Consider the following 26,796-nt stretch of genomic DNA (forward strand, 5'->3'; position numbering starts at 1 on the left):
GGCATTGAGGGTCTGACCCCGGCTTTATCTAACAGGACATCGATATGAAAACCATCCAGGGCCCGGCCATCTTCCTGGCCCAGTTTCTCGGCGACGAGCCGCCGTTCGACTCGCTCGAGCACCTGGCGCAATGGGCGGCCGGCCTGGGCTACAAGGGCTTGCAGCTGCCAACGGCGCCGCGATTGTTTGATCTGGAACAAGCGGCCAGCAGCCAGCAGTATTGCGACGACGTGGTCGCCCTGCTGGCGCGCCACGGCTTGCAGGTGACGGAATTGTCGACGCATTTGCAGGGCCAGCTGATCGCCGTGCATCCCGCCTACGACGCCCTGTTCGACGGCTTTGCGCCGGAACAGGTGCGCGGCGATCCCGCCGCCCGCACGGCCTGGGCCACGCAGCAGCTGCTGTGGGCGGCCACCGCCTCGCAGCGCCTGGGCTTGCAGGCGCACGTGACGTTTTCCGGCGCGCTGGCCTGGCCGTACCTGTATCCATGGCCGCAGCGCCCCGCCGGCCTGGTGGAAACGGCGTTCGCGGAATTGGCCAGGCGCTGGCTGCCCATCCTCGACGCGTTCGACGCGGCCGGCGTGGACCTGTGCTATGAGTTGCATCCGGGCGAGGACTTGCACGATGGCGTGACGTTCGAGCGTTTCCTGGCCGCCGTCGACGACCACCCGCGCGCGTCCATCTTGTACGACCCCAGCCACTTCGTGCTGCAGCAGCTCGACTACCTGGCCTTCATTGACATTTATCATGCGCGCATCAAGGCCTTTCACGTCAAGGATGCGGAATTCCGGCCGAACGGGCGCCAGGGCGTGTATGGCGGCTATGGCGACTGGCAAGACCGGGCCGGGCGCTTCCGCTCGCTGGGCGACGGGCAGATCGATTTCAAGGCCATTTTTTCCAAGATGGCGCAGTACGATTTCCCCGGCTGGGCCGTGCTGGAGTGGGAATGCTGTCTGAAACACCCGGAGGATGGGGCGGCCGAAGGGGCGCGCTTCATCCGCGAGCACATCATCCACGTGGCCGAACACGCGTTCGACGATTTCGCGGGCAGCGCGGTTGACCAGGATCAAATTCATCACTTGCTAGGCTTGAAATAGGGAGACGACATGCAGCGACGGATACGCTTGGGCATGGTAGGGGGCGGGCAGGGCGCATTCATCGGTGCCGTGCACCGCATCGCGGCGCGCATCGACGACCAGTATGAACTGGTGGCGGGCGCTCTGTCGTCCGACCCGCAGCGCGCGCGCGACAGCGGCGCCGCGCTGCATCTGGCGCCGGAGCGTTGCTACAGCGATTACCGCGCCATGGCGCAGGCGGAGGCCGCGCGCGCGGACGGCATCGAGGCCGTCGCCATCGTCACGCCGAATCATTTACATGCGCCCGTCGCCACGGCGTTCCTGGAAGCGGGCATCCACGTGATCTGCGACAAGCCGCTGGGAATATCTCTGGCGGAAGGCCGGGCGCTGGCGGCGCTGGCGCAGCAGAAAAACCTGTTGTTTGCGCTCACGCATACCTACAGCGGCTACCCGCTGCTGCGCCACGCCAGGGCCATGGTCGAGGCGGGCGACATCGGCGAGCTGCGCCTCGTGCAGGTGGAATACTCGCAGGATTGGCTGGCCGATGCCATCGCGGCGGGCGGCATGAACGAGGGCAACTGGCATAACGACCCGCAGAAGGCGGGGCCGGGCGGTGTGCTGCTCGACGTGGGCTTGCACGCGTATCACCTGGCGCAATTCGTCAGCGGCTTGACGCCGCAGCAGGTGCTGGCGGAATTGTCGACTTTTGTTCCGAACCGCACGCTGGACGACCACGTGCAGGTGATGTTGCGCTACGCCAATGGGGCGAAAGGCACCCTGTGGGCCAGCCAGGTGGCGACCGGCTGCGAAAACACGGTGCGCCTGCGCCTGTTCGGCAGCAAGGCGCAGCTGGACTTTGATCAGGAACAACCGAATGCACTGTGGTTCACGCCGCAGGGCGGCAACCGCCAGCTGCTGCGCCCGGGACGGGTCGACAGCGCGGCCGCGCGCCACGCCACGCGCGTGCCGGCGGGCCATCCGGAGGGGTATCTGGAAGCGTTCGCCCAGCTGTACCTGGATGCGGCCTTGCGCATCCGCGCCCTGCAATCGGGCTTGCCCGTGCCCGAGGAAGCGGGCTGGCTGCCCACCGTCACCGATGGCGTGGCGGGCCTGGCCTTTGCGGAAGCCGTGCTGCGCAGCCATGCGGATGGCGGCCGCTGGACCGCGCTGCCGGACTGTTAAACTGGAGGCATGAGCGCGCTTCCCTTTACCATCACAATCGTCCCGCAAGGTTGGCAATTCCCGGCCGATGCGGGCAGCACCATCCTGGCTGCCGCCGAGCTGGCCGGCATCCGCCTGCTCAGCTCCTGCCGCAACGGCACCTGCCGCACGTGCATCTGCCACATGCCCGAAGGAACGATACGCTACACGGTGGACTGGCCCGGCATCAGCCCCGATGAACGGCTCGACGGCTACATCCTGCCTTGCGTGGCCGTGGCGGACAGCGATGTCACCATCCAGGCGCGCGCCGTGCGTACGGGCAATTAGTTCACGACGGCTTGCCGCCCTTGAGGCGCTGCAGCAGCGCATCCACGCTGTCGCTGACGGGCAAGCCGTGGCGGCGCAGCAACTGCACGTGCAAGACGAGGTTTTCCAGCACCAGCTTGGCCGCCACGGCCAGCAGGGCCAGGTTGCGGTCTTCCGGGCTGAAACTTTCCATGGCGTCGGCCATCTCGCACAGGTGGTTGGCGATCAGCCCGCGCAATTCCTGCTCGTCGAAGGGCAAGTCGGCAAAATCGATGGGATCGGCCACTTCCACTTCCTGCATCAGCACCGCTAGTTCTTCCGGGGTAATCGTCATGCCTGGCCTCCTTGTGTGCTTGCCTCTATTTTAATTGTATTGGCCGCAAAGGGGACTAGAATGAGGACCAGGCCGATGACGTCGAAGGCAGCATGGCGAACTTGCACTTTACGCAACAACTGGCGCGTTTCCTCGACGTTCCTGCCGTGGAGGTGGATGCGCCACGCCTGCGCGCCGCCCTCGATGCCGCGTTTGCCCGGCAGCCGCGCCTGCGCGGCTACGTGCTCGACGAGCAGGGCGCCTTGCGCCCCAATGTGGTGATCTTCATCGACGGCGCCCGCTGCCGCGAGCGGCGCATGCTCGACGACGCTTTGCGGCCCGACAGCCAGGTGTATATCTTGCAGGCACTTTCCGGAGGTTGACGCCATGACAGCAGTCCCGCAGCGCGCGTATCTCGGCACCCGCAAGGGCCTGTTCCAGTTCGATGTCGATGCGGCCGGCGCCTGGCAGCTGGCGCTGGTGCAGTTTGCCGGCGATCCCATCTCCATGCTGCTGCACGATGGCCGTGACGGCACCTTGTACGCGGCCCTGAACCTGGGGCACTTCGGCGCCAAGCTGCACCGGCGCGACGCGGGCAGTGGCGAATGGAAAGAAGTCGCCGTGCCCGCCTATCCCGCCAAGCCGGAAGGCAGCAGCGATACGGTGGACTGGACCTTGCGGCAGATCTGGTCGCTGGCGGCCGGTGGCGCGGACCAGCCAGGCGTGCTGTGGGCAGGCACCCTGCCTGGCGGCCTGTTTCGTTCCAGCGACCGCGGCGACAGCTGGCAACTGGTGGAATCCCTGTGGAACGTGCCGCAGCGGGCGCAGTGGTTTGGCGGCGGCTATGACGTGCCCGGCATCCACAGCATTTGCGTCGACCCGCGCGACAGCGCCAAGGTGCTGGTGGGCGTGTCCTGCGGCGGCGTGTGGCAAACGGTCGATGGCGGCGCCAGCTGGGCCTTGAGCGCGACGGGCATGCGCGCCGATTACATGCCGCCCGAACTCGATGAAAACGAAGCCGTGCAAGACCCGCACCGCATCGTGCGCAGCGCCGGCGCGCCGGAGGCGCTGTGGTGCCAGCACCATAACGGCATCTGGCGCTCGGACGATGCCGGCTGGCACTGGCAAGAGGTGACGACGGCGCCGCTGTCGCATTTCGGCTTTGCCGTGGCCGTGCATCCGCGCGATGGCGACACGGCCTGGTTCGTGCCGGCGCAGGCGGACGTGCTGCGCATTCCCATCGACGGTGCGCTGGCCGTGACGCGCACGCGCGATGGCGGGAAAACCTTCGAAGTCTTGCGCGCGGGCTTGCCGCAGCAGCATTGCTACGACCTCGTCTACCGCCACGGGCTGGCGCTGGCCGACGATGGGCGCAGTCTGTTGATGGCGTCGACGACAGGCGGCGCCTGGTTTTCAGGCGACGAGGGCGAGCATTGGCAGACCATTTCCGCCCACTTGCCGCCCGTTTATGCCGTCTGTTTTGCCACGCCGTAATAGCACAGGAAGATATCGACGGCCAGTTCCGTCACTTCGCGCCGGCGTGCCGGGCCCAGCAAAGGCTCGCCCAGGGTGATCTGCGGCCAGAAGGCAAAGGTTTTCAAGGGCGACATCAGCAGGTGCGCCACTTCCAGCGTCTCGCCCGCCTTGATGCGCCCGTCCTGCTGCGCCGCGCGGATCCAGATATTCAAGCCCGTTTCCTTTTCATTCAGGCGCGTCACCATCGCTTGCGCGCGCGCGGGCGAGTGGATGGTTTCGCCAAAGATCACGCGCGCCAGGTCGATGAAGGCCGGATCGCACAGCAAGTCCATCTTTTGCTCGACCAGGGCCAGCACTTGCGGCCGCAGGGGCTGGTCGGCAACATAGGGCACGGCGGGCTGGGCCATGCTGCTTTCCCACATGCGCTGCAGGATTTCCGCAAACAGCTCGTCCTTGCTGGGGAAATGGTTGTACACGGTGCGCTTGGATACGGCGGCCGTGGCGGCGATCTTGTCCATGCTGGTCGCATCAAAACCGTGCTCGCGGAACTCGGCGATGGCGGCATCGACGATGGCGACGCGCTTGCGGTCGGTGAGGCGTTGCGGTGCGGCCATGGCGGGAAATCTCCTTTGAAAACAATATTTTACACCTCTTGGTTTACTTTGCCAGAAATAGGAACTACACTGTGTAGTGTAATTTAAACCTTGTTAATTCTTTGCCGGGCCGCATATGCACTTGCACCGAGTCGCACGTCGTCTCTTATCCTTGGGAGTCCTGATCATCATGAGTTCTTGCACCTTGCGCGCCGCGCCTGCCGCGCCCATAGAATCGCCACAACGCCTCGACGGCAAGTTCCGCAACCCCGTGCAAATGCACAAGCTGGGCACGGCCGCAACGCTCAAGCTGATGTGGACGTTTTTCTTCGATAAGCCCGACAGCACCGTGCCGGCCGCAGCCGTGCCCGTGCAAGCCTTGACCCGGGCGCAACTGCTGGCCGCGCCCGACAACAGCCTGTTTCGCCTGGGCCACTCGACCCTGCTGTTGAAACTGAACAATGAATTCTTCCTCACCGACCCCGTGTTTTCCGAACGCGCTTCGCCGGTGCAGTGGGCCGGACCGAAGCGTTTCCACCAGCCGCCCATCAGCATCGCTGACTTGCCGCCGATCAAGGCCGTCATCCTGTCGCACGACCATTACGACCACCTCGACCACGCTGCCGTGCTGCAACTGGCCGCCAAGACGGAACACTTTGTGACGCCGCTGGGCGTGGGCGATACCCTGGTGGCATGGGGCGTGCCGAAGGATAAGGTGCGGCAATTCGACTGGTGGCAAGGCACGACGATTGCCGGTGTGAAACTCGTCGCCACGCCGTCGCAGCATTTCTCGGGACGCGGCTTGTTTGACGGCAATCAAACCCTGTGGGCGTCGTGGGTCATCGACGCGCCGGAGGTGCGCGTGTTTTTCAGCGGCGACTCCGGCTATTTCGACGGTTTCAAGCAGATCGGCGACAAGTACGGCCCGTTCGACGTGACCATGATCGAGACGGGCGCCTACGACAAGCTGTGGCCGGACGTGCACATGCAGCCGGAACAGACCTTGCAAGCCCACCTGGACTTGCGCGGCAAGTGGCTGATGCCCGTGCATAACGGCACCTTCGACCTGGGGCTGCACGCCTGGCATGAACCGTTCGACCGCATCGCGGGGCTGGCGGCCAAGCAGGGCGTGAACCTGGCCACGCCGCAGATGGGCGAGGCGGTCGACCTGGCGCAGCCGAAGAAGGGAAATAAGTGGTGGCTGGCGATGCTGGAAGAGGAAATGGCGAAGTAGGCTCGCCCTACGCCGTCACGTCGATCAGGCGTCCCACCGTCTGGCCATAGCCGTTCAGCTGGGGCGTGCTTTTCGGCGCGGCGGGGATGGCTTGTTGCGGCACGGCCACCTTGATCGCCTGGTCCAGCTGCGGCGCCTTGACGGCGGCCGGGGCATCGGCCTGGGCTTGCTGGCTGCTGCGCTGGGTCTGGCTCAGCGATTCCTGTTCCTTCGCCAGCAGCTGGCGGCTTTGCGCCAGTTGTTCGCTGTCGCGCTGTACCTGGTTCTGGCCTTGTTCGACCCGGCGTTGCGCCGTGGCCAGCGAGGCTTGCAAGTTGTTGACGGAGCTTAGCGTGACCACATTGTTCACCTTTGAGAGTATGTCCAGGCGTGCAGGGATGGGGGAAGCCCGGACCGATGTGCTGCGCCAGGCATCATTGTCCGAACATGCCAGGCGGTAATCTTTACCTGAATCAAGAGTAGGACAAATTCTCGCACAGTTCCAGTGAATTATGTTTTCTTGATAATGCTATCGTGCGCGCTGCGTGTTGCCGCAGCGGCATGCCGGCGCTGGCGAGATAGTTGTCAAAGTGAGTACCCGCTGTCGCTTGTGGCCCTTGTTTGTCTGCCATCACGGATGCCGTGCCAAGAAGAGGGCAAACGTGGTCGCATTTAAAACGTTGCTTTTTAAATAGTCAATGTGTTGTTGTTTTTCTACCGTGTCTGCGCACGCGAATGCGCGGTCTGTTTGGCGCTCTGGGCTATAATTGACGGTCAGAGTTGGTTTCTTTTGCCATACAGACAGGTAGTTAACATGAATCTCAAGAGCCTCGCAATTGCCCTCGGCATGTCGAAAACGACAGTCAGCAGGGCGTTGAACGGCTATCCGGAAGTCAATTCCCGCACCCGTGAAATCGTCCTGGCCGCCGCCAAGAAAGTCGGCTACCGGCCCAACCCGCTGGCGCGCAGCCTGGCCGTCGGCCGCACCAATGTGCTGGGCATGATCTATCCGCTGCTGCCCAGCGACCTGGGCGACAGCGTCTTTCTTTCCGTGGTGAATGGCATGTCGGATGCCGTCGAAGCGTCGAAGATGAGTTTGATCATCGCCCCCGTGTCGCCGCAGAATGAACAGCCCTCGTATGAAACCATGGTGCGCGGGCGCCAGGTCGATGGCCTCGTGGTGGGCCGCACCAAGGTGGTCGACGAGCGCATCGCGTATTTGACGAAAGTGGGTTTTCCCTTTGTCGCGAATGGCCGCACGCGCATCGACGCGCCGTATGCATATTTCGATTACGACAACGACACGGGCATCGACCTGGCCGTGTCGTTCCTGGCGGCGCATGGCCACCAGCGCATCGCCCTGCTGAGCGCGCCGCTGGAGCTGCATTTTGCTTATGAGCGCAAGGAAAGCTTTATCCGCTGCATGGCGCAAGCGGGCTTGCCGGTCGATCCCCACTATTTGCTCGACAATACTTTCGACCGCCGCAGCGGTTACCAGGCCATGCAGCAATTGCTGGCTTGCTCGCCCCGTCCCACGGCCGTCATCGTCGACAACCACTTGTCCGGCGTGGGCGTGGTGCGCGCGCTGATGGATGCGGGCATCGAGATCGGCAAGGAAATCTCCGTCATCGTCTGGGGCAATGTGGAAGACACCTTGATCGGCATCAACGTCACCACCATCGACCAGCCCGACCTGCGCCGCGCCGGCGCGAAGATGGTGGAAATGCTGCAATCCCTGCTGGCCGGCACGCCGCCGGAACGGCTGCAGGAAATCTGGCAACCGGTGCTGTTGCCGGGGGCGACGGTGGGGCGCTGCCCTGAATGAAAAAAACGCAGAGCCGAGGCTCTGCGTTTTCATTTCAAGCCCCGCTGACCGGCTTACGCCGCGTGCTTGCTGCCGTCCGCCAGCTTGGCCAGCAATCTCGCCTTGTCCTGGCGATACGTGGCGACGGCCGCTTCCTTGACGTGGCCGAAGCCGCGGATTTTTTCGGGCAGGGTCGCCAGTTCCACGCAAGTGGCCAGGTTGTCCGCCGTCAAGTTGACCAGCATGCCGGCCAGCAATTCGCGGTATTCGACGATCAGCGCGCGTTCCATCTTGCGCTCGGCCGTATAACCGAAGACGTCGAAGGTGCCGCCTCTGAGCCCCTTGGCTTTCGCCAGCAGCTTGAAGGCGCGCCACATCCAGGAGCCGAACTCCGCTTTCACCAGGTGGCCCTTGGCATCCTTTTTCGCAAACAGCGGCGGCGCCAGGTTGAATTTCACGGAGAAATTGCCTTCGAATTGCTGCTGCAATTGCTCCACGAAACGGCCATCCGTGTACAAACGCGCCACTTCGTATTCATCCTTGTAGGCCAGCAACTTGAAATAGCTCTTGGCGACAGCCGTCGACAACTTTTGGCCCAGTCCCAAGGTGTTTTCGCGGTCGCGCACCTGTTTGACCAGGGTCAAATAACCGTCCGCATACGGGGCGTTCTGGTAGGCCGTGAGGAACTCCACGCGTTTTTTGATGACGCTATCGAGGCTTTGCGGCATTTGCACGATGATCGCTTGTGACGGTGTGGCGATTTGCGTCACACGGCGTACGTCGACGGCGGCGCGGCGGCCCCACAGGAAGCTTTTCTTGTTCGACTCGATGCCGACGCCATTGAGTTCGATGGCGCGCAGCAAGGCCGCTTCCGTCAGCGGGATGCGGCCTTTTTGCCACGCGTAGCCGAGCATGAACAGGTTGGCGGCAATCGAATCGCCCATCAGCGCCGTGGCCAGTTTTGTGGCGTCGATGAAGTCGGCTGCGTCTGCGCCGCCCACGGATTCCTCGATCAGCTGGCGCACTTCCGCCGTCGGATATTGCCAGTCGGCATTTTGCGCAAACGTGCCCGGCGGCTGCTCATGCAGGTTGACGACGGCCAGGCTGCGGCCAGGACGCATTTTCGACACGGCATCCTGCGCGCCGGCCGTCAGCATGTCGCAGCCCAGGATCAGGTCCGCTTCGCCCGTGGCGATGCGCTGGGCGCGGATGTGCGCGGGAGACCTGGCGATTTTCACGTGCGAGGTGACGGAACCGTTCTTTTGCGACATGCCCGTCATGTCCAGCACGGATGCGCCCTTGCCTTCCAGGTGGGCCGCCATGCCCATCAGCGCGCCCACGGTGATGACGCCCGTGCCGCCGATGCCGTTGATCAGGATATTGTACGGCGCGTCGCAGCCGGGCAGGACCGGTTCCGGCAGGGGGCCGAAGTTGTCCGTTTCGTCCGTTTTGCTTGCGCCCGTCTTGGTTTTTTTCAGGTTGCCGCCCTCGACGGTGACGAAGCTGGGGCAGAAACCCTTGGCGCACGAGTAATCCTTGTTGCACGAGGATTGGTCGATGGTGCGCTTGCGGCCAAATTCCGTCTCTTTCGGCAAGATCGACACGCAGTTCGATTGCACGCCGCAATCGCCGCAGCCTTCGCAGACGGCGTCGTTGATGACCATGCGCTTAGGCAAATCCGGATATTCGCCTTTCTTGCGGCGCCGGCGCTTCTCGGCCGCGCAAGTCTGGTCGTAGATCAGCACGGACACGCCTGGTACTTCGCGCAATTCGCGCTGCACGGCATCCATGTCCTTGCGGTCGTGCAAGGTCAGGTGGGCGGGCAGGTTGCTGCGGTCGCTGTAGCGCGATAAATCTTCCGTGACCAGGGCGATGCGGGCGATGCCTTCGGCCGCCACTTGCTGCGCCATCATCGGTACGGTAATCAAGCCGTCCACGGGCTGGCCGCCCGTCATGGCGACGGCGTCGTTGTAGAGAATCTTGTAGGTGATGTTCACCTTGGCCGCCTGCGCGGCGCGGATGGCCAGGTAGCCCGAGTGGAAATACGTGCCGTCGCCCAGGTTCTGGAACACGTGCGGCAATTCGGAAAACGCCGCTTGCCCGATCCATGGCGCGCCTTCGCCGCCCATGTGCGTGGTCAGCTTGTTCATTTCCGGGTAGATCGACGTGGCCATCACGTGGCAGCCGATGCCGGCCAGCGCCAGGCTGCCGTCCGGCACCTTGGTCGACGTGTTATGTGGGCAGCCGGAGCAGTAGAAGGCGGGGCGGAACGGCGTGTTCACGGCCTTTTTCAAGACCGCGTCCTTGGCGTCGAGGAAACTCAGTCGTGCCTTGATCAGGTCGCAGGTGACGGGGTCGGAAATCAGGCGCGCGATGCGGCTGGCGATGACTCTTGCCACTTGCGAGACGGAAAAGTCCGCCTTGGACGTGAGCAGCCATTCGCCGCGCGGCGCCACCCATTCGCCTTTTTCGTCGAACTTGCCGATGACGCGTGGGCGCACGTCGTCGCGCCAGTTGTAAAGTTGCTCTTTCAACTGGTATTCGACGATTTGCCGCTTCTCTTCTACCACGAGAATTTCATCGAGACCTTGCGCAAACTCACGTACGCTGTCCGGCTCCAGCGGCCACGGCATGGCCACCTTGAACAATCGCATGCCGACGCCGGCCGCCATCTGCTCGTCGATGCCCAGTTCTTCCAGGGCTTCGAGCACGTCCAGGTAGGATTTGCCGGAGGCGATGATGCCCAGCTTGGCGTTCGGGCTGTCGATGGTAGTGTGGTTGAGCTTGTTTTCGCGCGCGTAGGCGAGGGCCGCATAGATCTTGTAGTCCTGCATCAGCGCTTCCTGGTTGCGCGCCTGCTGGCCCAGCGGGATGCTCGACAGGCGCGCGTTCAGGCCGCCTTCGGGCATGACGAAATCCTGCGGAATCTTGACTTCCACGCGGAACGGGTCGGCATCGATGGAGGCCGACGATTCGACCGTGTCGGCCAGCGCCTTGAAGGCCACCGTGCAGCCGGAAAAACGCGACATGGCCCAGCCGTGGATGCCCAGGTCCAGGTATTCCTGCACGTTGCACGGATACAGGACGGGGATCATTGACGCGGAGAACAAATGGTCGGACTGGTGCGGCAGGGTCGATGAATACGCGCCATGGTCGTCGCCGGCCACCAGCAGCACGCCACCCAGTTTTGACGTTCCCGCATGGTTCATGTGCTTGAAGACATCGCCGCAGCGGTCCACGCCCGGGCCCTTGCCGTACCACATGGCGAACACGCCGTCGTACTTGGCCGGGCCGATCAGGTCGACTTGCTGCGAACCCCAGACGGCCGTGGCGGCCAAGTCTTCGTTGACGCCGGGCACGAACTGCACGTGGTGCGCTTCCAGCTGTTTCTTGGCTTTCCACAGGTTTTCATCGAGGCCGCCCAGGGGCGAACCGCGGTAGCCGGAGATGAAGCCGGCCGTGTTGAGGCCAGCGGCCTGGTCGCGCAAGCGCTGCATCATGGGCAGGCGCACGAGGGCCTGGATGCCGGACAGGAAGATGGCGCCGGAAGTGGCCGTGTATTTGTCGTCGAGGCTGACGGTGGTCAAGCGGGATGTGTCGGGGGGCGTAGATGGCGCGGCACCGGCGTTTCTAGCGAACGCTGCGGAGCCGTTTTCCGTGGTCACGGACATGGCTGTCTCCAAAAGGGTGTTTCAGATATCGGCTGTACAAGGGACGCGCCCGGTAAGGCGCGCGCTGTGCAGACGGGATGGCCGCGAGTGGGCGGCACATAACTATTTTAAATTTAAAATAGTTAATGTGGTCAGTGTAGAACGAGTCAGGAAAGGGGGCAAATACGCTTTGCCGATGGGGGTATAAGAAATACTTATGCCATGGGCGATAGCACATGCGCCCCCACCCAGCGCCCGCTGCCGCACAGTTCGGCGGCCACTTGCAGCACGAGGTTTTTCACGGCGTTGCCCGCATTGGTGAGGGGAATGTTTTTCGAGGCGCACAGGGCCACCGTGCGCGACAGCACGGGGCTGTGGATGGCGTAGCTGCGCATGGCGCCGCTGTCGAGCTCGGCCAGCAGGGGCGCGGCCGGCAGGATGGTGGCGCCCATGCCGGCCAGGATGGCCGATTTCAGGATGGCGATCGAGTTGATCTCGATCACGTTCGCCGTTTCCAGGCCCAGCTCGCGCGCGCGGCTGTCGATGCGCGGGCGCACGCCATGCTGCAGGCCCGGCAGGATCAGTGTGGCGCTCAAGGCTTGCTGGAACGACACGGCATGGCCGGCGGGCGCGAACGGCGAATCGTTGCGGCAGATAAAACGCATCTCCTCTTCCACCAGCGGGCTGCAGGCAAAGGGCGTGAGCTGGCCATCGTCGAACAGCACGGCCAGGTTGATGCGGCCCGATTTGAGCTGTTCATTGAGGTTGCCCGTGATTTCTTCCGTCAGTTGCAGGGTGATTTCGGGATAGCGTTCGCGCGCGGCCAGCAGCAGGGGCAGGGCCAGGGCGCCGGATATGCTGTGCGGCAAGCCCAGGGTGACATTGCCGGACGGCCGCGTGGCGCTTTGCGTGACGGCCGAGCGGGCGTCGGCCACCTGTTTCAGGATCGCTTGCGCATGTTCGTAAAACACCTTGCCCGCATCCGTGCTGAGCACGCCCTGCGCCGAGCGGTGCAGCAGCTGCACGCCCAGTTCCTCTTCCAGCTGGCGCAGCTGCTGCGTCAGGGCCGGCTGCGCCACGTGCAGGATCAGGGCTGCGCGCGACAGCGAGCCGTGGTCGACGATGGCAACAAAGTAGCGTAATTGGCGCAGTTCCATGGGTCCCAGAAGCGGTGCGTTGAGCGGAAAAAACCGGGTGTTGCGCCACGGCGCCGAACGCGGCCAGCAGAATAACAATTTTGTTATACTCATTCTAGCGCCTTCGGTGCTCCAGTCGCGTATTTGTGGGATGACAGCATGCTCAAGAAAGTTGATTCGTCTCAATTAAAAGTGGGCATGTACATCCATGACCTCAGTTGCGACTGGATGACGCATCCATTCGTGCGCAACCGTTTCCTGTTGCGCAGCGACGATGAAATCCGCAAGATCATGCAGGCCGGCATCCACGACGTGGTGATCGACAGCGGCAAGGGCCTCGACGTGCAGGACGCGCCCACCGTGGCGCAGGCGCGCGCCGAGACGGAGCGCGAATTGGTGCAGATCGCCGCGCCGCTGCAAGTGGTCACGCGCGTGTCGCTGGGCATGGAACTGGCGCGCGCCACGCAGGTGCGGCGGCAGGCGACCAGCCTGGTGCGCACGGTGATGGCCGACGTGCGCCTGGGCAAGGCGGTCGAGCTCGACCGCGTGCAGCACACGGTGCAGGACATCACCGAATCGATCCTGCGCAATCCCGGCGCCCTCGTCGGCTTGTTGCGCATCAAGACCAAGGATGACTACACCTTTTTGCATTCCGTCAGCGTGTGCGCGCTGCTGGTGGCGTTTTGCCGCTCGCGCGGCATCGATGCCACGACCACGCACCAGGCGGGCCTCGGCGGCTTGCTGCACGACACGGGCAAGGCTCTGGTGCCCGACAGCGTACTGAACAAGCCCGGTCCGTTGACGCCGGAAGAATTTACCCTGATCAAGCGCCATCCGCGCGACGGCTACGACATCCTGCGCCAGTCGCCCGAGGTGGGCGCGATACCGCTCGATATCGCCCTGCACCACCACGAACGGCGCGACGGCAGCGGCTATCCGGACCAGCTGGCCGGCGACGCCATCAGCGAACTGGCGCAGATGGCCGCCATCGTCGACGTGTATGACGCGCTGACATCCGACCGCAGCTATCACAAGGGCATTCCCGCGGCCGAAGCCTTGCGCAAGATCTACGAGTGGAGCAAATTCCACTTCAATCCCGTGTTCGCGCAGGATTTCATGCGCTGCGTGGGTATCTATCCGGTAGGCACCATGGTGATGCTGGAATCGGGCCGCCTGGCCGTCGTCATCGAGGCGCACGAAAGCAATCTGCTGGCGCCGAAGGTGAATGTGTTTTTCAGTACGAAGAGCAAGACCTACATCAAGCCGGAAACGGTCGACCTGTCGCGCGGCTTCGGCTTTGGCGGCGCCGACAAGATCGTCGGCCATGAGTCGGCTGCCAAGTGGCAGGTCGATCCCATGCGCTTTCTTTCCCTCGCGGATGCCTAGAAGAATTCCGCCGTATCGTTCGAGGTGATCGTCGTCAGCAAGCCCTTGGCGACGAGCTCGTCATAGTGGCACGCCAGGTTGCGGCCATGGCTTTTCGCGTAATACAGGGCCTGATCGGCGCGGCCGAGGATGATGACGGGCGCCTCGTAGGCGTTGATGCTGACGAAACCCACGCTGACGGTCACTCTGCCCACTTGCGGGAAGTCGTGCGCTTCGACATTGGTGCGGAAGCGGTCGATGATTTTCTGCGCATTTTCCAGTGTGATCGAGCGCAGCAGCACGACGAATTCCTCGCCGCCGAAGCGGAAGATGCGGTCTTGCGAGCGGAACGACGATTGCAGCTGGTTGGCGATCAGGATCAGCACTTCATCGCCATACAGGTGGCCAAATTTATCGTTGACCAGTTTGAAATGATCGACGTCGATCACGGCCAGCCATTGCCGTTCCGTGTCCGTATGGTGGCGCCGTTCTTCATCCACGGGACGCGGCTTTTCCGCTTCCGGTTCGCCGCGGCTTTGCAGGATTTTTGCCAGCTGGTCGTCGAAGGTCTTGCGATTCAACAAACCGGTGAGCGAATCGCGTTCGCTGTAGTCGAGCAGGTTCTGGAAATTGCGGTACACGCTGACGATGCCGCCGATCACCTGGATGGTGGCGCCCGTGTAGGGCGTGGGATTGGTGATTTCCAGGCAGGTGGTGACCTGGTCGCCGATCCAGATGGGTAGCCACAGCAGGTGGCGGCCGTCGGCGCACAGGGTGTCGGCGCTCGCTTCATGGCGCTTGATGCAGGCGGCCAGGGCCGGGTAGTCCGACAGCGGTTCGCCCGGCAGGGTAGGATCGGTATGCTCTTCCATGCGGGCCACGCTGCCCGCCACGATGATGGCCCGCGACCGCACGAACACCTGGCCCCGCACGGTGGTCAGGGCCAGCACACGGGTCTGCGATGCGGCAGCGAGTTCCTGGACCGCCGAGATCACGGAGATGTCGAGCATCGTGTGGTCGCGGTGCCCGGTCATGTCCACCATGTGTTTCAGTAGGGAATCCATTGTCGATCTCTGGAAAGTAGTCACACAAGTGTCGTCATACCAGCATTGCATCAAGCAAGAGCATGTTCGCGTCCGTCTACAAGAAGCCAAGATTTATTTGGTGGCATGACGCTCTGTACCGCCGGGCGAGAGGCCTTTCCAAAGAAGAGCTAAGCAGGATAATGTCTTTTTGCCTAATAGGCAATTAACGTATGCAATATTTCATGTAAATACATGAGATTCATGCACTGCATTGCAAAAAACTTGCCCTGACGAAGGCTTTCAATCCAGATCGCAACATTTGTTTGCGTCAGCCGACATGTCGACAGGGTTTGATAATTTCCATATGGAAACTTGTGGCGCGTCAATTTGCCAAAACGTGGACGCTTTATAGTCAATGCAATGGCGCAGAAATTTACGGCAGGAAACATATTAGCAGGAATGGGCAATGTTTCACACCCGATTGCGCCAGGGACTTGTGATTCACTTTTGGGAGCTTGTCATGCATACCTTCCTGTCGGCAGTACAGCAGTTTGTCAAGGATGAGGATGGCATTACGGCAATCGAATACGGCTTGATTGCGGCCTTGATGGCTACCGCCATCACGGCCGGTTTCTTGCTGATCAAGACCAACTTGCTGGCCGTCCTCACCGACATTTCGTCGAACCTGGTGTTGACGCCCTAAGCGGGTGCCCGCCGCTGGCGAAGTAATCCTCGGGACATTATTGTGAATTTATGACAAACAGAACCGGATGCTATGCAAGGCGCCTGCTGCGACGCAGTGCGAGCACTGCTAGCAGCTGGCAACGCCGCAGAGCGCCGGTTATGGAAGTCAGAAATCACAATAATTTACTGGGGGTTACTTAGTCCAGTGGCGGGTTTTTTTTCGGGAGGTGTGCCATGCCTGCAACCGCCTTGTGCGATTTGCTGTTGCTGTGCTTCGTGACGGGGGCCGCCGTCAGTGATTTGATCCGCCGCAAGATACCGAATGGTGTGGTGTTGTCCGGCATCCTCGCCGCCCTGGCCCTGCACCTGTGGCTGTGGCCGCACAGCGTACTGCCCGTGTGGCTGGGCGGCATGGCGACGGGTTTTTTCCTCTTTTTACCCTTGTATGTGCTGCGCGGCATGGCCGCCGGCGACGTCAAGCTGATCGCCATGGCGGGCGCCTTTGCCGGTCCCTGGCCCGTGCTGCAGATCTGTTTCGCCACGTTCGTCCTGGGCGGCGTGATGGCCGTGCTGATGATCACCTGGCAGGGCAAGTGGCGCGCCTGCCTGGGCAATCTGCGCCAGCTGCTGTGGCCGATGATCGCGCGCATGGCCGGCATTCCCCTGGCGCCAACTGCACTCGGCAGCCAGGCCAGCGTGGGCAACATGCCGTACGGCCTGGCCATTGCCCTGGGCTGCCTGACGGTGCAGGGGCGTCATTATTTCTGATTGGTATTCATTGCTCTTGATCAATGGGCGCCAGTCTCCGCTCGCTAGAATGAATTCTGTTGAATGCCCTCTTAACCGGCTTGGAGACGCAGCATGACCGAGGTCGACTATTCCCTGAGCACCGAGAGTGCGCCGCGCCCTGCCGACGCGAACCTGATGCCGCCCCTGCCGCCGCAACCGAAGAGCTTGCGTGAAACGGGACTCGAGCGGCCGCTGGTGGTCGAGCTGATCGCCAAGCTGATGTTTGTGGGCGGCAAGACGCACCTGTCCGCGCTGACGACGCGCTTGCGCCTGTCGATCAATGTCTTGCGCGAAGTGCTCGATTTCATGGTGACGGAGCAGATGGCCGAGGTGGCCTGGCGCGGCGAATCCGATATCGACGTGCAGTACCAGCTGACGGGCGCCGGCAAGCAGCGCGCCAGCGCCTTCCTCGAGCGCTGCGCGTATATCGGCGCCGCTCCCGTCACCCTGGAAGCGTACCGTGCCATGGTGGCGCGCCAGTCGTGGCTGGCGCAGGAACAGCGCGTCGGCAGCGACGACCTGGCCGCCGTGCTGGGGGGCGCCCATGCGGGGCCGGGCATGCTCGACGTGGTCGGAGCGGCCCTGCATTCGGGACGCTCGCTGCTGCTGTACGGTCCGCCCGGCAGCGGCAAGTCGACCCTGGCGCTGCAGCTGGGACAATTGCTGCACGGGCTGGTCGCCGTGCCCTACGCCATCGTCGTCGGCCAGGACATCATCCAGTTGTATGACCCGGCCCAGCACCTGCCGCCCGCGCCGCAGCACGTCAGCCATGCGCGCCAGGCGCTGGAGCGGCGCAGCACGGACATCCGCTGGGTGCTGTGCCAGCGTCCCGTGATCCACGTGGGCGCCGAGCTCGACGCCGGCATGCTGGAGCTGCGCCATGACGCCAGCGGCGGCTGCTACCAGGCGCCGCCCCATGTGCGCGCCAACAATGGCATGCTGATCATCGACGACCTGGGCCGCCAGCGCCTGGGGGCGCAAGAATTGCTGACGCGGCTGATGCAGCCGCTGGCGCGCGGCAGCGACCAGCTGGGCTTGCCAGGCGGCGTGCAGATCAGCGTGCCGTTCGACAATGCCCTCGTGCTGGCCACGAACGTGCCGCCGGACGAGCTGTTTGACGCCGCCTTGCTGCGCCGCATCGGCTACAAGGTGCAGGTGGGGCCGCTGACCGAGAGCGCCTATCGCGCTCTGTTCCGCCAGCAATGCCGGCTGGCGGGCATGGCCATCGACGAGCAAGCCCTGAACCATCTGCTGCAGCTGCATGGCGCGCAGGGGCGGCCCTTGCTGGCCAGCTATCCGCAGGAATTGCTGGCGCGCATAGGCGACTTCGCCGGCTTTGCCGGCAGCGAGGCGCGCCTGACGGTGGCCGCCCTGGAACAGGCCTGGAGCAGCCTGTTCGCCAGCTGCGACATGCCGGCCGCCAGCCTGTGCGAGCGCATCGCATGAAGAACCGGCGCGCCCTCCTGATGATGGGCCTGGCGGTCGTGCTGGGCCTGCTGGCCGTGCTGCTGGCCTCGCACTGGCTGCTGCGCCAGACGCCGGCCGGCAAGGGCAAGATCGTCGTGGCCGCCAGCGATGTCAACCTGGGCCAGCGCCTGACGCCGGAGATGCTGCGCTTGGCCGAATGGCCGGCGGAAAGCTTGCCGCAGGGCGCGCTGCAAGACCCGGCCACACTGGCGGGACGGGTGCTGAAAACCAGCGTGCTGCGCGGCGAGCCGCTGAGCGAAGCCAAGCTGGCGCCGGCCGGCACCCTGGGCGGCCTGTCGGCCCTGATCACGGAAGGGCGGCGCGCCATCACCGTGCGCGTCAACGATGTGATCGGCGTGGCCGGCTTCGCCTTGCCGGGCAACTATGTCGACATCATCGTGAGCACCCAGCAGGATGCCGGCGACCGCGCGTTTCCGCAAAGCCGCAACATTTCCAAGATCGTCCTCGAACGCATCCTCGTGCTGGCCGTGGCGCAGGAAGTGGGGCGCGACGAGACCAAGCCGCGCGTGGTCAATGCGGTGACCCTGGAAGTGACGCCGGAACAGGCGGAAAACCTGGACCTGGCGCGCAGCGTGGGCAGCCTGTCGCTGGTGCTGCGCAACCAGGTCGACCCGCAGCCGGGCGTGACGGCGGGCGCCACCAAGCTGACCCTGCTGGGCGGACCGCATGACGCCGAGCCGGCTCCTCCTGCCGCCGCGCCCGTGCTGGCCGCCGCGCCGCGTCCCGTGCGCGTGGCGAAGGCGCCGCCGGCGCCGCAGCGCCTGTGCAGCGGCGTCATCGACGGGACGCGCCAGTCGCGCGAATGTTTTTAGCCTTTTGGCCTTTGCCTTGCTCAACCATGGACACGCTCATGAACCGCGCCCTGCTGATAATGTTCTGCCTGCTGTCGCCGCTTGCCGGCGCGGCGGCCGATCCTGGCCCGCGCTGCGGCGGTGAAGCGGCTTCGCCCGGCCACTTGCAGCTGCAGGTGGGCAAGTCGAGCATGCTGCGCCTGCCCGAGGCGGTACAGCAGCGCAGTGTCGGCAACCCGGCCGTGGTGCAAGCCATGCTGGTTGCGCCCGACACCTTGTACGTGGTCGGCGTCGACGTGGGCAGCACGAATATGATCATCCAGGGACGCAGCGGCGTGTGCAGCGTGGTGAACGTCAGCGTCAGCATGGACCCGGCCGGCCTGCAAACGACCCTGGCGGCGCTGATGCCGGAAGAAAAAGCCATCCGCGTCACGGCCGTGGCCGATACCCTGGTGCTGTCGGGCACGGTGCAAGATGCGGGCGCCGTGCTGCGCGCCGTCGAGCTGGCGCACGCCTACGTGCGCCGCGCCACGGTCGCGCTGGCGCTGCCCAAGCCGGCCGATGGGGCCGCCATGCCGCCCGCCAGCGGCGCGGGCGGCGCGCACAGCCGCATCATCAACATGCTCGACGTCAGCGCGCCGCAGCAGGTGATGCTGGCCGTGCAGATTGCCGAAGTGTCGAAGTCCCTGCTGGAGCGGCTGGAAGTGGGCGCCACCCTGCGCCTCGCGTCCGGCAGCTGGGCCACCACCTTGCTGTCGAACTTCCTCAGCGGCACGGCCAATGGCTTGCTCGACGTGCGCAAGTCGAATGGCCGCCAGCAGCTGACCATCGAGGCGCAGAAACAGGATGGCCTGGTGCGCATCCTGGCCGAACCGACGGTGATGGCGATCAGCGGGCAAGAGGGCAGTTTTCTGGCCGGCGGCAAGATCTTCATTCCCGTCGGCCAGGACAACAACAAGATCACGCTGGAAGAGCGCGAATACGGCGTCGGCCTGCGCTTCACGCCCACCGTGCTGTCGGGCGGGCGCATCAATCTGAAGGTGGCGCCGGAAGTGTCGGAACTGTCGCGCGAGGGCGTGGGCATTTCCGCCGCCGGCGTCAGCGGGCGTTCGATCTTGCCCGTCATCACCACGCGGCGCGCCTCGACCACGGTGCAGCTGTACGACGGCCAGAGCTACGCCATCGGCGGCTTGATCAAGAATAACCAGGTGAGCAATATCACGGGCGTGCCCTGGCTCAGCGAAGTGCCCATCCTCGGTGCGCTGTTTCGCAGCACGGATTTCCAGCACGACCGCACGGAATTGCTGTTCGTCATTACCGCGCATCTGGTCAAACCCTTGCCGGCCGATGCCGTGCTGCCGACGGCGCAGCTGGCGCCGCCTTCGCGCATGGACTTGATGTTGGGCGGCAAGATGGAAGGCGCGCCGCCGTCCGTGCCGCCGCCGCGCGCGGCCAACGGTTTCGAGTTGAAATGAGACGGGGAGATACGCCATGCCGAACTCGTTCTTGACGTCGCTGCGGCGCTGCGCCGCCCTGGCCCTGGCCTTGCAGCTGGCAGCCTGCGCGCACGGCAGCACGCCGCAGCTGGACCGGCGCTTCGGCGACGCCGTGCGCCTGTCCATGGCGCAGCAGGTGCGCGATCCGGCCGGCGCGGGCAATCGCCGGCCGGCCGATGGCCTCGACGGACCCAGCGCGCACGCCGTCATGCAGCGCTACCGCGCCTCGTTCGCCGAACCGAATGCCCAGGCGCCGCAACCGGTGCAATTCATGCTGGGAGGCGGCAGTGGCAAATAGACGCCAGCACCAGCGCGGGGCGATGCTGATCGCCTTTTCCATCCTGCTCATCGTGGTGCTGGGCTTTATCGGCCTGGCGCTTGATGTGGGGCAAGTCATCGGCCGCAAGACGGAGCTGCAGAACCTGGCCGACAATGCGGCGATGGCGGCCGCCGCGGAACTGGTGGGCACGCCCGAGGGCTTGCTCGTCGCCGTGGAAAAAGCCAAGGGCAGTGCGGCCGACCGCAGCGCATGGCGCCGCCGCATGCAGGGCGCGACTTTGTCGGACGCCAGCATCCGCTTCGCCAGTACGCCCGACGCGCCTGCCAGCGGCTGGCATGCGGCTGGCGCCGTGCCCGACGCCGCCACGGCGCTGTTCGTGCGCGTCGATACGCAGGCCAATACACCCTCGCTGGGACGGGTGGCGACGGCATTTCTCGGTGCCTGGTCGCCGGCGTTGCGCACCCTGGACACGGGCGCGCGCGCCGTGGCGGGGCGCACCAGCTTGCGCCTGATGCCGCTGGCCATCTGCGCGCTGTCGGCCAGCGCGGCCAGTCCGCGCACGAATGCGGCGCTGCTGCCGGCCGTCGAGTTGCTGGAGTATGGCTTTCGCCGCGGCGTGGCGTATAACCTGTTCAAACTCAATCCGCATGGCCCCGCGGCTGAACACTTCGTGCTCAATCCGCTGGGCCAGCCGGGCGTGGTGGGGCCGTCGCAGCAGGTCGGCGAAGCGAGCGTGCTGCCGTTCGTCTGCAGCGGCACGGTGCTGTATCCGCGCATCGGCAGCGCCCAGGTGCATGTGCACCGGCCTTTTCCCGCCGCGCTGTGGACGGCCTTCAACGCGCGCTTCAACCAGCATGCGGGCAGCGGCTGCCATGCCGTCACGGCGCCGCCCGACACGAATATCCGCGCCTATCCGAATACGGCCCCGAGCTGGTGGATGATGAACACGCCCGACGCGCCGAGCGCCCTGAGCACGGGCAACCCGCTGCTGTCCGTGGCCGATCCGGAATCGAACGCGACGCCGCCCGCCGTCGGCAGTTATGGACCGCTGTGGTCGTTTTCCAGGGCGGCCAGGTACAGCAACCCGAAGCCGGCCGGCGGCTATCTGCCGTTTGCCACCAGCGACTGGCCCAGGCTGTATCCGGCCAGCCCGGCCGCGCCGGCCGCCAAGTCCGGCTACCCTGCCACGCCGCCCTACCAGACGCTGGGCTTCCAGACGGCGCCGACCGGCAACACGGGCGTGGCGCAGCGCCGGCTGCTGCACATTCCCCTGCTGGCTTGCCCCGTGCCGTCCGGCAGCGACGTGCTGGCGCGGGTGCGCGGCATCGGCCGCTTCTTCATGACGGCGCCGGCCGGCAATGGCGTACTGAGCGCCGAATTTGACGGGCTGGTGGACGAGGGCGCGCTGGCCGGCCCCGCGGAGCTGCTGCAATGAGGCCGCTCCGCCGCGCCGCGCGGCGCCAGGGCGGCGTCGCCGCCATCGAGCTGGCGCTGATCCTGCTGTTTTTCATGGCGCTGCTGCCTTTCGTGCTGCTGTTCGGACGCGCGCTGCTGGTGTACACGGCCCTGCAAAAAAGCGCGCACGATGCGGCGCGCTACATGGCGACCATGCCGCTGCCGCAGATGGGCAGCATCGGCACGGCGAACCAGGGCGCCGCCCTGGCCCGGCAGATGGTGGTCGAGGCGATGGCGGAAAGCTGGCCGGGCATGGAGGCCGCCAGGGTCAACGTGGACTGCGTGTATGCCGACGATTCCTATGGCTGCGGCAGCTACGCGACGGCGCCGCTGCAGGTGCGCATCAAGGTCACCGCCGACATGCCGGTCGATTTCCTGCCTGCGCTGACCCGCAAGTGGCTGCCGCAACTGGCGCCGATCCCGCTGCGCGCCAACGCGACATTGCGCTATGTCCATTAACCCGCACCTCCGCCGGCAGCGCCAGCGCGGCGTCTTCGCCGTCGAATTCGCCATGCTGGCGCTGCTGTTCTTCCTGTTCCTGTTCGCCATGCTGGAAGTGGCGCGCGCCGTGTACATGTGGAACATGGTGCATGAAATTACCCGGCGCGCGGCGCGCGCCGCCGCCGTCACCGATTTCAGCGATGCCGGCGCCTTGCAAGCCTTGCGCACGCACGCCGTGCTGCGCGCCACGCCGGGCACGCTGCCGCTGGGCGGCGGCCTCGGCGACGCGCATGTGCGCATCGATTACTTGTCGGAGAGCGCTGGCGGCGCCGCGCTGGCGGTACTGCCGGTGACGGTGCTGCCGGGATGCCCGCAGCGCAACCGCATCAATTGCCTGGACGATCCGCACGGCGCCAGCTGCATCCGCTTCGTGCGCGCACGCCTGTGCCAGCCCGGCGTCGGCGCGCGCTGCGAGCGCGTGCCGTACCGGCCCATCCTGCCGCTGCTGGGGATGATGTTTCCCTCCGGCGCAGGCGCCATACGTTTGCCCAGCGGGACCACCATGGCGGTGGCCGAGTCGCTGGGCTATGCGGACAATCCCGGCTTTTGTCCATGAGCGCCAGTGCGTCGGCGCAGCCGAATGTAGTGCCTTGAATGAAGGAGGGGTGATGAAAGCCTTGATGATTACCCGCGACGCCGGCCTGCACGATGAAATCGCGGCGCAAGGCGCGGCCCGCATGCCCGTGCTGCGGCTGCTGGACCGGCGCAGCGGCTTGCGCGACGCCGTCGAGCGCATGCTGCCCGAAGCGCCCGAGCTGGTGATCGTCGACGCCAGCGGCATCGATGCCGACGAAGCCGACCTGCTCGAGCGCCTGGCGCGCCAGTATCCGCTGGCCGTGCTGATGCTGCTCACGCGCGGCCAGCAGCAGGATGTGCTGATTCGCGCCATGCGCGCCGGCATGCGCGAAGTGCTGCAGCTGCCGCTGGTGCACAAGGCCTTCCACGAAGCGATGGACCGGGTCGATATCCAGGCCGGCGTGACGCAGATGCGCGACGGTAAAGTGCTCGCCTTCATCTCGTGCAAGGGCGGCAGCGGCGCCACCTTCCTGTCGACGAATTTTTCCTACGCGCTGGCCAGCCTGGCCGGCTGCAAGGTGCTGCTGATCGACTTGCACGGCCAGTTCGGCGACGCCACTCTGTATGTCTCGGACCAGAAGCCGGCCATGACCCTGTCCGACATCTGCGCGCAGATCGCGCGCATGGACGGCGCCTTTCTCGCCTCGTGCCTGGTGCACATCACGCCGAACTTCGGCGTGCTGGCGGCGGCCGACGACCCGGCGCACAAGGTCGACATGCAGCCCGAGCACATGGACCGCATCCTGGCCGTGGCGCGCCAGCACTACGATTACATCGTGCTCGACGTGGGACGCCAGATCGATGCGCTGTCGCTGCGCGCGCTCGACAACGCCGACGCCATCTATCCGGTGCTGCAGCTGGCCTTGCCCGACATCCGCGACGGGCGCCGCCTGCTCGATATCTTCCGCTCGCTCGGCTATCCGGGCGAGCGCTTGCGCCTGATCGTCAACCGCTATGAAAAGGGCGGGCGCCTGCGCCTGGCGGACCTGGAGCAGGCGCTGGGCGCGGAAGTGGTGCACACGGTGCCCAACGATTACATCGCCGCCACCGATTCCGTCAACCAGGGCATTCCGCTGCTGCAGCTGTCGCGCACCAGCGCCGTGGCGCGCAGCCTGGCCGAACTGGTGGAACTGGTGACGGCGCGCCGCGTGACGGAAAGCCGCGGCCTGTTCGACCGCCTGTTCAGCCGCAGCGAGGCTTAGGACGGGGATGGATGTCAAGGCTCCCGCCGGGAGCCATCATGGGAGCCGAGATGACTTTACGCGAACGCCTGGCGGCGAATGAAACGGTGCGCCCCGCCACGAATGGACAAGGGGCGCTGGCGCTGCACGCCTACCAGGAACTGAAAAAGACCATGCACCAGACGATACTCGACCGTATCGACCTGGAACGCCTGAAACGCCTGACGGCCGAGCAGTTCAAGCACGAGCTGGCGCTGCTGGTGCAGCGCGTGATCGAGGAAGAGCGCATCGTCCTGAATCAGCACGAGCGGCATAGCCTGGTGCTCGACATCCAGCACGAGATGCTGGGCTTCGGCCCGCTGGAACCGTTGCTGGCCGATGCCAGCGTGTCCGATATCCTCGTCAACACCTGCGACAAGGTGTATGTGGAGCGGGGCGGGCGGCTGCAGCTGACGGACGTGACCTTCCACGACAATGCGCACCTGATGAAGATCATCGAAAAGATCGTCTCGCGCGTGGGACGGCGGGTCGACGAATCGAGCCCGATGGTCGACGCGCGCCTGCCGGACGGCTCGCGTGTGAACGCCATCATTCCGCCGCTGGCCGTCGATGGCCCGATCCTGTCGATCCGGCGCTTTGCCGTGCAGCCTTTGAGCATCGCCAATCTGCTCGACTACAAAAGCCTGACGCCGCCCATGGTGCAGGTGCTGCAGGCGCTGGGGCAGGCCAAGGTCAACATCCTGATCTCGGGCGGCACGGGCAGCGGCAAGACGACCCTGCTCAACGTGCTGTCCGGCTTCATTCCCGGCAGCGAGCGCATCGTCACCATCGAGGATGCGGCCGAACTGGCGCTGCGCCAGCCGCACGTGGTGCGCCTGGAAACGCGCCCGCCGAATATCGAGGGCAAGGGAGAAGTGAGCCAGCGCGCGCTGGTGCGCAATGCGCTGCGCATGCGGCCCGACCGCATCATCCTGGGCGAGGTGCGCGGCGCCGAGGCGCTCGACATGCTGCAGGCGATGAACACGGGCCATGAAGGGTCGCTGGCGACCATTCACTCGAATACGGCCAGGGATGCGCTGGCGCGGCTGGAAAACATGGTCGGCATGGCCAGCGTGAACCTGACGCCGCGCGCCACGCGCCAGCAGATCTGTTCGGCCGTGACGGTGGTGATGCAGGTGTCGCGCCTGACGGACGGCGCGCGCAAGCTGGTCAGCCTGCAGGAAGTGACGGGCATGGAGGGCGACATCATCGCCATGCATGAAATCTTCCGCTTCGAGCAGACGGGTGTCGATGCCGCAGGCAAGGTGCTGGGCCACTTTTGCGCCACCGGCGTGCGGCCCCGTTTCACGGAGCGCTTGCGCATGTTCGGCGCGCCCGTGCCCGATACGGTATTCGATCCGGACCGCATCTACGAATAAAGGAAGCATCATGGACCTGGTGTTCTACGGCTTTGCCGTGCTGCTGTTCGCCGCCTGCATCCTGATGGTGGAAGGCGCCTGGCTGTGGTGGGCGGGCACGCACGGCAGCGCGGCGCGGCGCATCAACCGGCGCTTGCGGCTGATGGCGGCGCGCGGCGAGGCCGGCGGCGAGCGGGTTTCCATCCTCAAGCAGCGCCGCTATGCGCGTTCGCCTGGCCTGGAGCGCTGGCTGCGGCGCCTGCCGCAGGCGGCAAAGCTCGACCACCTGCTGCTGCAATCGGGCTTGTCCTGGTCGGTGGCGCAGTTCCTGGGCGGCGCGGGCGGCTTGCTGCTGCTGGCACTGCTGTGGCTGGCCATCTGGCCCATGCCGCTGCCGGGCGCCTTGCTGCTGCTGGGCGTGGCGGGCGGCGGGCCGTGCATGGTCGTGCTGCGCGCGCGCGCGGCGCGGCTGAAAAAGATCGAGGCGCAATTGCCGGAAGCGGCCGATTTCCTGGCCCGCGCGCTGCGCGCCGGGCACTCGTTTTCGAATGTGCTGCAGATGGTGGGCGATGAACTCAATGAGCCGATCAGCGGCGAATTCAAGATGGCGCACGAAGAGATCAATTACGGCGTGCCGATGAACGAGGCGCTGCAAAATCTGGCCGCGCGCATTCCGCTGACGGACTTGCGCTACCTCGTCATCGCCGTGCTGGTGCAGCGCGAATCGGGCGGCAATCTGGCCGAAGTGCTGGTCAGCATCGCGCGCATCATCCGCGCCCGTCTGAAGCTGCTGGGGCAGGTGCGCGTGCTGTCGGCCGAGGGGCGCATGTCGGCCTGGGTGCTGGGGCTGATGCCGGTGGTGATGATCGGCGTGATGGCGCTGGTCAACCCGCAATACATCAGCCTGCTGTGGACGGATCCCAGCGGCATCAAGCTGCTGTGGTACGCGGCCGGCATGGTGGCGCTGGGCGTCGTCTGGATGCGCAACGTCATCCGCATCCGCATCTAAGAGATCGCCTGAAAAAAAGTCCATGGCGTTG

At 64.9% G+C, this 26,796-nt stretch carries 26 protein-coding genes; 20 read left to right on the forward strand and 6 right to left on the reverse strand.

The genetic code is table 11. From position 1 onward, the window contains the following. Positions 1 to 44 precede the first annotated feature (44 nt). Genes O3300_RS18450 through O3300_RS18460 form a run of 3 tightly spaced genes read left to right on the forward strand, consistent with a single transcriptional unit; the run spans position 45 to position 2,564 of the window. Positions 45 to 1,097 carry a sugar phosphate isomerase/epimerase gene (locus tag O3300_RS18450; RefSeq protein ID WP_305053769.1) on the forward strand — a complete coding sequence of 351 codons (1,053 nt, stop codon included), beginning with the start codon at positions 45 to 47 and terminating at the stop codon, positions 1,095 to 1,097. 9 nt (positions 1,098 to 1,106) lie between these two features. Next, complete coding sequence (locus O3300_RS18455; protein WP_305053770.1) at positions 1,107 to 2,258, forward strand: Gfo/Idh/MocA family protein; 1,152 nt, start codon at positions 1,107 to 1,109, stop codon at positions 2,256 to 2,258. Positions 2,259 to 2,267: 9 nt separating this feature from the next. Next, positions 2,268 to 2,564, forward strand: coding sequence for a 2Fe-2S iron-sulfur cluster-binding protein (locus O3300_RS18460; protein ID WP_099665838.1), 297 nt, complete (start codon positions 2,268 to 2,270; stop codon positions 2,562 to 2,564). Between the two features lies 1 nt (position 2,565). On the opposite strand, the gene O3300_RS18465 is transcribed toward O3300_RS18460, so the two are convergent. Further along, complete coding sequence (locus O3300_RS18465) at positions 2,566 to 2,877, reverse strand: hypothetical protein (protein WP_070258491.1); 312 nt, start codon at positions 2,875 to 2,877, stop codon at positions 2,566 to 2,568. Between the two features lie 92 nt (positions 2,878 to 2,969). Between O3300_RS18465 and O3300_RS18470 the strand changes: the two genes are divergently transcribed. Then, entirely contained in the window at positions 2,970 to 3,239 is a 270-nt protein-coding gene (locus O3300_RS18470) for a MoaD/ThiS family protein (RefSeq protein ID WP_251349478.1), read from the forward strand. A 4-nt stretch (positions 3,240 to 3,243) separates the two neighbouring features. After that, on the forward strand, positions 3,244 to 4,350 hold the full coding sequence (locus O3300_RS18475; RefSeq protein ID WP_305053771.1) for an exo-alpha-sialidase: 1,107 nt from the start codon (positions 3,244 to 3,246) through the stop codon (positions 4,348 to 4,350). On the opposite strand, the gene O3300_RS18480 is transcribed toward O3300_RS18475, so the two are convergent. Then, positions 4,323 to 4,946 carry a TetR/AcrR family transcriptional regulator gene (locus O3300_RS18480; protein ID WP_099665834.1) on the reverse strand — a complete coding sequence of 208 codons (624 nt, stop codon included), beginning with the start codon at positions 4,944 to 4,946 and terminating at the stop codon, positions 4,323 to 4,325. The two genes, O3300_RS18475 and O3300_RS18480, sit on opposite strands and share 28 nt — an antisense overlap. Before the next feature lie 169 nt (positions 4,947 to 5,115). Between O3300_RS18480 and O3300_RS18485 the strand changes: the two genes are divergently transcribed. After that, entirely contained in the window at positions 5,116 to 6,159 is a 1,044-nt protein-coding gene (locus O3300_RS18485) for an MBL fold metallo-hydrolase (protein ID WP_305053772.1), read from the forward strand. A 7-nt stretch (positions 6,160 to 6,166) separates the two neighbouring features. On the opposite strand, the gene O3300_RS18490 is transcribed toward O3300_RS18485, so the two are convergent. Then, complete coding sequence (locus O3300_RS18490) at positions 6,167 to 6,499, reverse strand: hypothetical protein (RefSeq protein ID WP_305053773.1); 333 nt, start codon at positions 6,497 to 6,499, stop codon at positions 6,167 to 6,169. Between the two features lie 453 nt (positions 6,500 to 6,952). Here O3300_RS18490 and O3300_RS18495 point away from each other — a divergent pair, with 453 nt between their 5' ends. After that, a complete protein-coding gene (locus O3300_RS18495) occupies positions 6,953 to 7,963 on the forward strand; it encodes a substrate-binding domain-containing protein (protein ID WP_077398629.1) in 1,011 nt (336 codons plus the stop codon). A gap of 53 nt (positions 7,964 to 8,016) precedes the next feature. Here O3300_RS18495 and O3300_RS18500 read toward each other — a convergent pair whose 3' ends face one another. Both O3300_RS18500 and O3300_RS18505 read right to left on the reverse strand, forming a co-directional pair. Continuing rightward, positions 8,017 to 11,613, reverse strand: coding sequence for an indolepyruvate ferredoxin oxidoreductase family protein (locus O3300_RS18500; RefSeq protein WP_305053774.1), 3,597 nt, complete (start codon positions 11,611 to 11,613; stop codon positions 8,017 to 8,019). A 194-nt stretch (positions 11,614 to 11,807) separates the two neighbouring features. Then, the gene (locus tag O3300_RS18505; RefSeq protein ID WP_289899589.1) at positions 11,808 to 12,749 is read right to left on the reverse strand and encodes a LysR substrate-binding domain-containing protein; all 942 of its coding nucleotides are present in this window, start codon (positions 12,747 to 12,749) and stop codon (positions 11,808 to 11,810) included. A 138-nt stretch (positions 12,750 to 12,887) separates the two neighbouring features. Here O3300_RS18505 and O3300_RS18510 point away from each other — a divergent pair, with 138 nt between their 5' ends. Further along, positions 12,888 to 14,114 carry an HD-GYP domain-containing protein gene (locus tag O3300_RS18510; RefSeq protein WP_099665831.1) on the forward strand — a complete coding sequence of 409 codons (1,227 nt, stop codon included), beginning with the start codon at positions 12,888 to 12,890 and terminating at the stop codon, positions 14,112 to 14,114. On the opposite strand, the gene O3300_RS18515 is transcribed toward O3300_RS18510, so the two are convergent. Beyond that, on the reverse strand, positions 14,111 to 15,157 hold the full coding sequence (locus O3300_RS18515) for a GGDEF domain-containing protein (protein ID WP_099665830.1): 1,047 nt from the start codon (positions 15,155 to 15,157) through the stop codon (positions 14,111 to 14,113). The two genes, O3300_RS18510 and O3300_RS18515, sit on opposite strands and share 4 nt — an antisense overlap. A 481-nt stretch (positions 15,158 to 15,638) precedes the next feature. On the opposite strand from O3300_RS18515, the gene O3300_RS18520 reads away from it, so the two are divergent. From O3300_RS18520 to O3300_RS18575, 12 genes are all read left to right on the forward strand, one after another. Next, positions 15,639 to 15,821, forward strand: coding sequence for a Flp family type IVb pilin (locus tag O3300_RS18520; protein ID WP_034752975.1), 183 nt, complete (start codon positions 15,639 to 15,641; stop codon positions 15,819 to 15,821). A 215-nt stretch (positions 15,822 to 16,036) separates the two neighbouring features. Beyond that, complete coding sequence (locus tag O3300_RS18525; RefSeq protein ID WP_099665829.1) at positions 16,037 to 16,570, forward strand: prepilin peptidase; 534 nt, start codon at positions 16,037 to 16,039, stop codon at positions 16,568 to 16,570. A 93-nt stretch (positions 16,571 to 16,663) separates the two neighbouring features. Then, positions 16,664 to 18,037, forward strand: a complete 1,374-nt coding sequence (locus tag O3300_RS18530; RefSeq protein ID WP_077398639.1) for an ATP-binding protein — start codon at positions 16,664 to 16,666, stop codon at positions 18,035 to 18,037. Beyond that, positions 18,034 to 18,891, forward strand: coding sequence for a Flp pilus assembly protein CpaB (gene cpaB / locus O3300_RS18535; protein ID WP_305053775.1), 858 nt, complete (start codon positions 18,034 to 18,036; stop codon positions 18,889 to 18,891). Before O3300_RS18530 ends, cpaB begins: the two co-directional genes overlap by 4 nt. Before the next feature lie 38 nt (positions 18,892 to 18,929). Further along, complete coding sequence (locus O3300_RS18540; protein ID WP_305053776.1) at positions 18,930 to 20,345, forward strand: type II and III secretion system protein family protein; 1,416 nt, start codon at positions 18,930 to 18,932, stop codon at positions 20,343 to 20,345. A 16-nt stretch (positions 20,346 to 20,361) separates the two neighbouring features. Continuing rightward, positions 20,362 to 20,664 carry a hypothetical protein gene (locus O3300_RS18545; protein WP_305053777.1) on the forward strand — a complete coding sequence of 101 codons (303 nt, stop codon included), beginning with the start codon at positions 20,362 to 20,364 and terminating at the stop codon, positions 20,662 to 20,664. Then, positions 20,654 to 22,081, forward strand: coding sequence for a pilus assembly protein TadG-related protein (locus O3300_RS18550; protein ID WP_305053778.1), 1,428 nt, complete (start codon positions 20,654 to 20,656; stop codon positions 22,079 to 22,081). Before O3300_RS18545 ends, O3300_RS18550 begins: the two co-directional genes overlap by 11 nt. Further along, positions 22,078 to 22,560, forward strand: a complete 483-nt coding sequence (locus O3300_RS18555) for a TadE/TadG family type IV pilus assembly protein (RefSeq protein WP_099665824.1) — start codon at positions 22,078 to 22,080, stop codon at positions 22,558 to 22,560. Before O3300_RS18550 ends, O3300_RS18555 begins: the two co-directional genes overlap by 4 nt. Then, on the forward strand, positions 22,550 to 23,158 hold the full coding sequence (locus O3300_RS18560; protein ID WP_099665823.1) for a TadE/TadG family type IV pilus assembly protein: 609 nt from the start codon (positions 22,550 to 22,552) through the stop codon (positions 23,156 to 23,158). The genes O3300_RS18555 and O3300_RS18560 overlap by 11 nt, the downstream gene beginning before the upstream one ends. Positions 23,159 to 23,210: 52 nt before the next feature. After that, positions 23,211 to 24,380 carry an AAA family ATPase gene (locus O3300_RS18565; RefSeq protein WP_099665822.1) on the forward strand — a complete coding sequence of 390 codons (1,170 nt, stop codon included), beginning with the start codon at positions 23,211 to 23,213 and terminating at the stop codon, positions 24,378 to 24,380. A gap of 50 nt (positions 24,381 to 24,430) precedes the next feature. Beyond that, positions 24,431 to 25,777: a CpaF family protein gene (locus O3300_RS18570; protein ID WP_099668285.1), complete on the forward strand. Its 1,347-nt coding sequence runs from the start codon at positions 24,431 to 24,433 to the stop codon at positions 25,775 to 25,777. Between the two features lie 10 nt (positions 25,778 to 25,787). Continuing rightward, positions 25,788 to 26,765 (forward strand): type II secretion system F family protein, encoded by a 978-nt coding sequence (locus tag O3300_RS18575; RefSeq protein WP_099665821.1) that lies wholly within the window; start codon positions 25,788 to 25,790, stop codon positions 26,763 to 26,765. Positions 26,766 to 26,796: the final 31 nt, after the last annotated feature.

The sequence above is a fragment of the Janthinobacterium sp. SUN206 genome (assembly GCF_030587305.1).
Taxonomy (GTDB): domain Bacteria; phylum Pseudomonadota; class Gammaproteobacteria; order Burkholderiales; family Burkholderiaceae_D; genus Janthinobacterium; species Janthinobacterium kumbetense.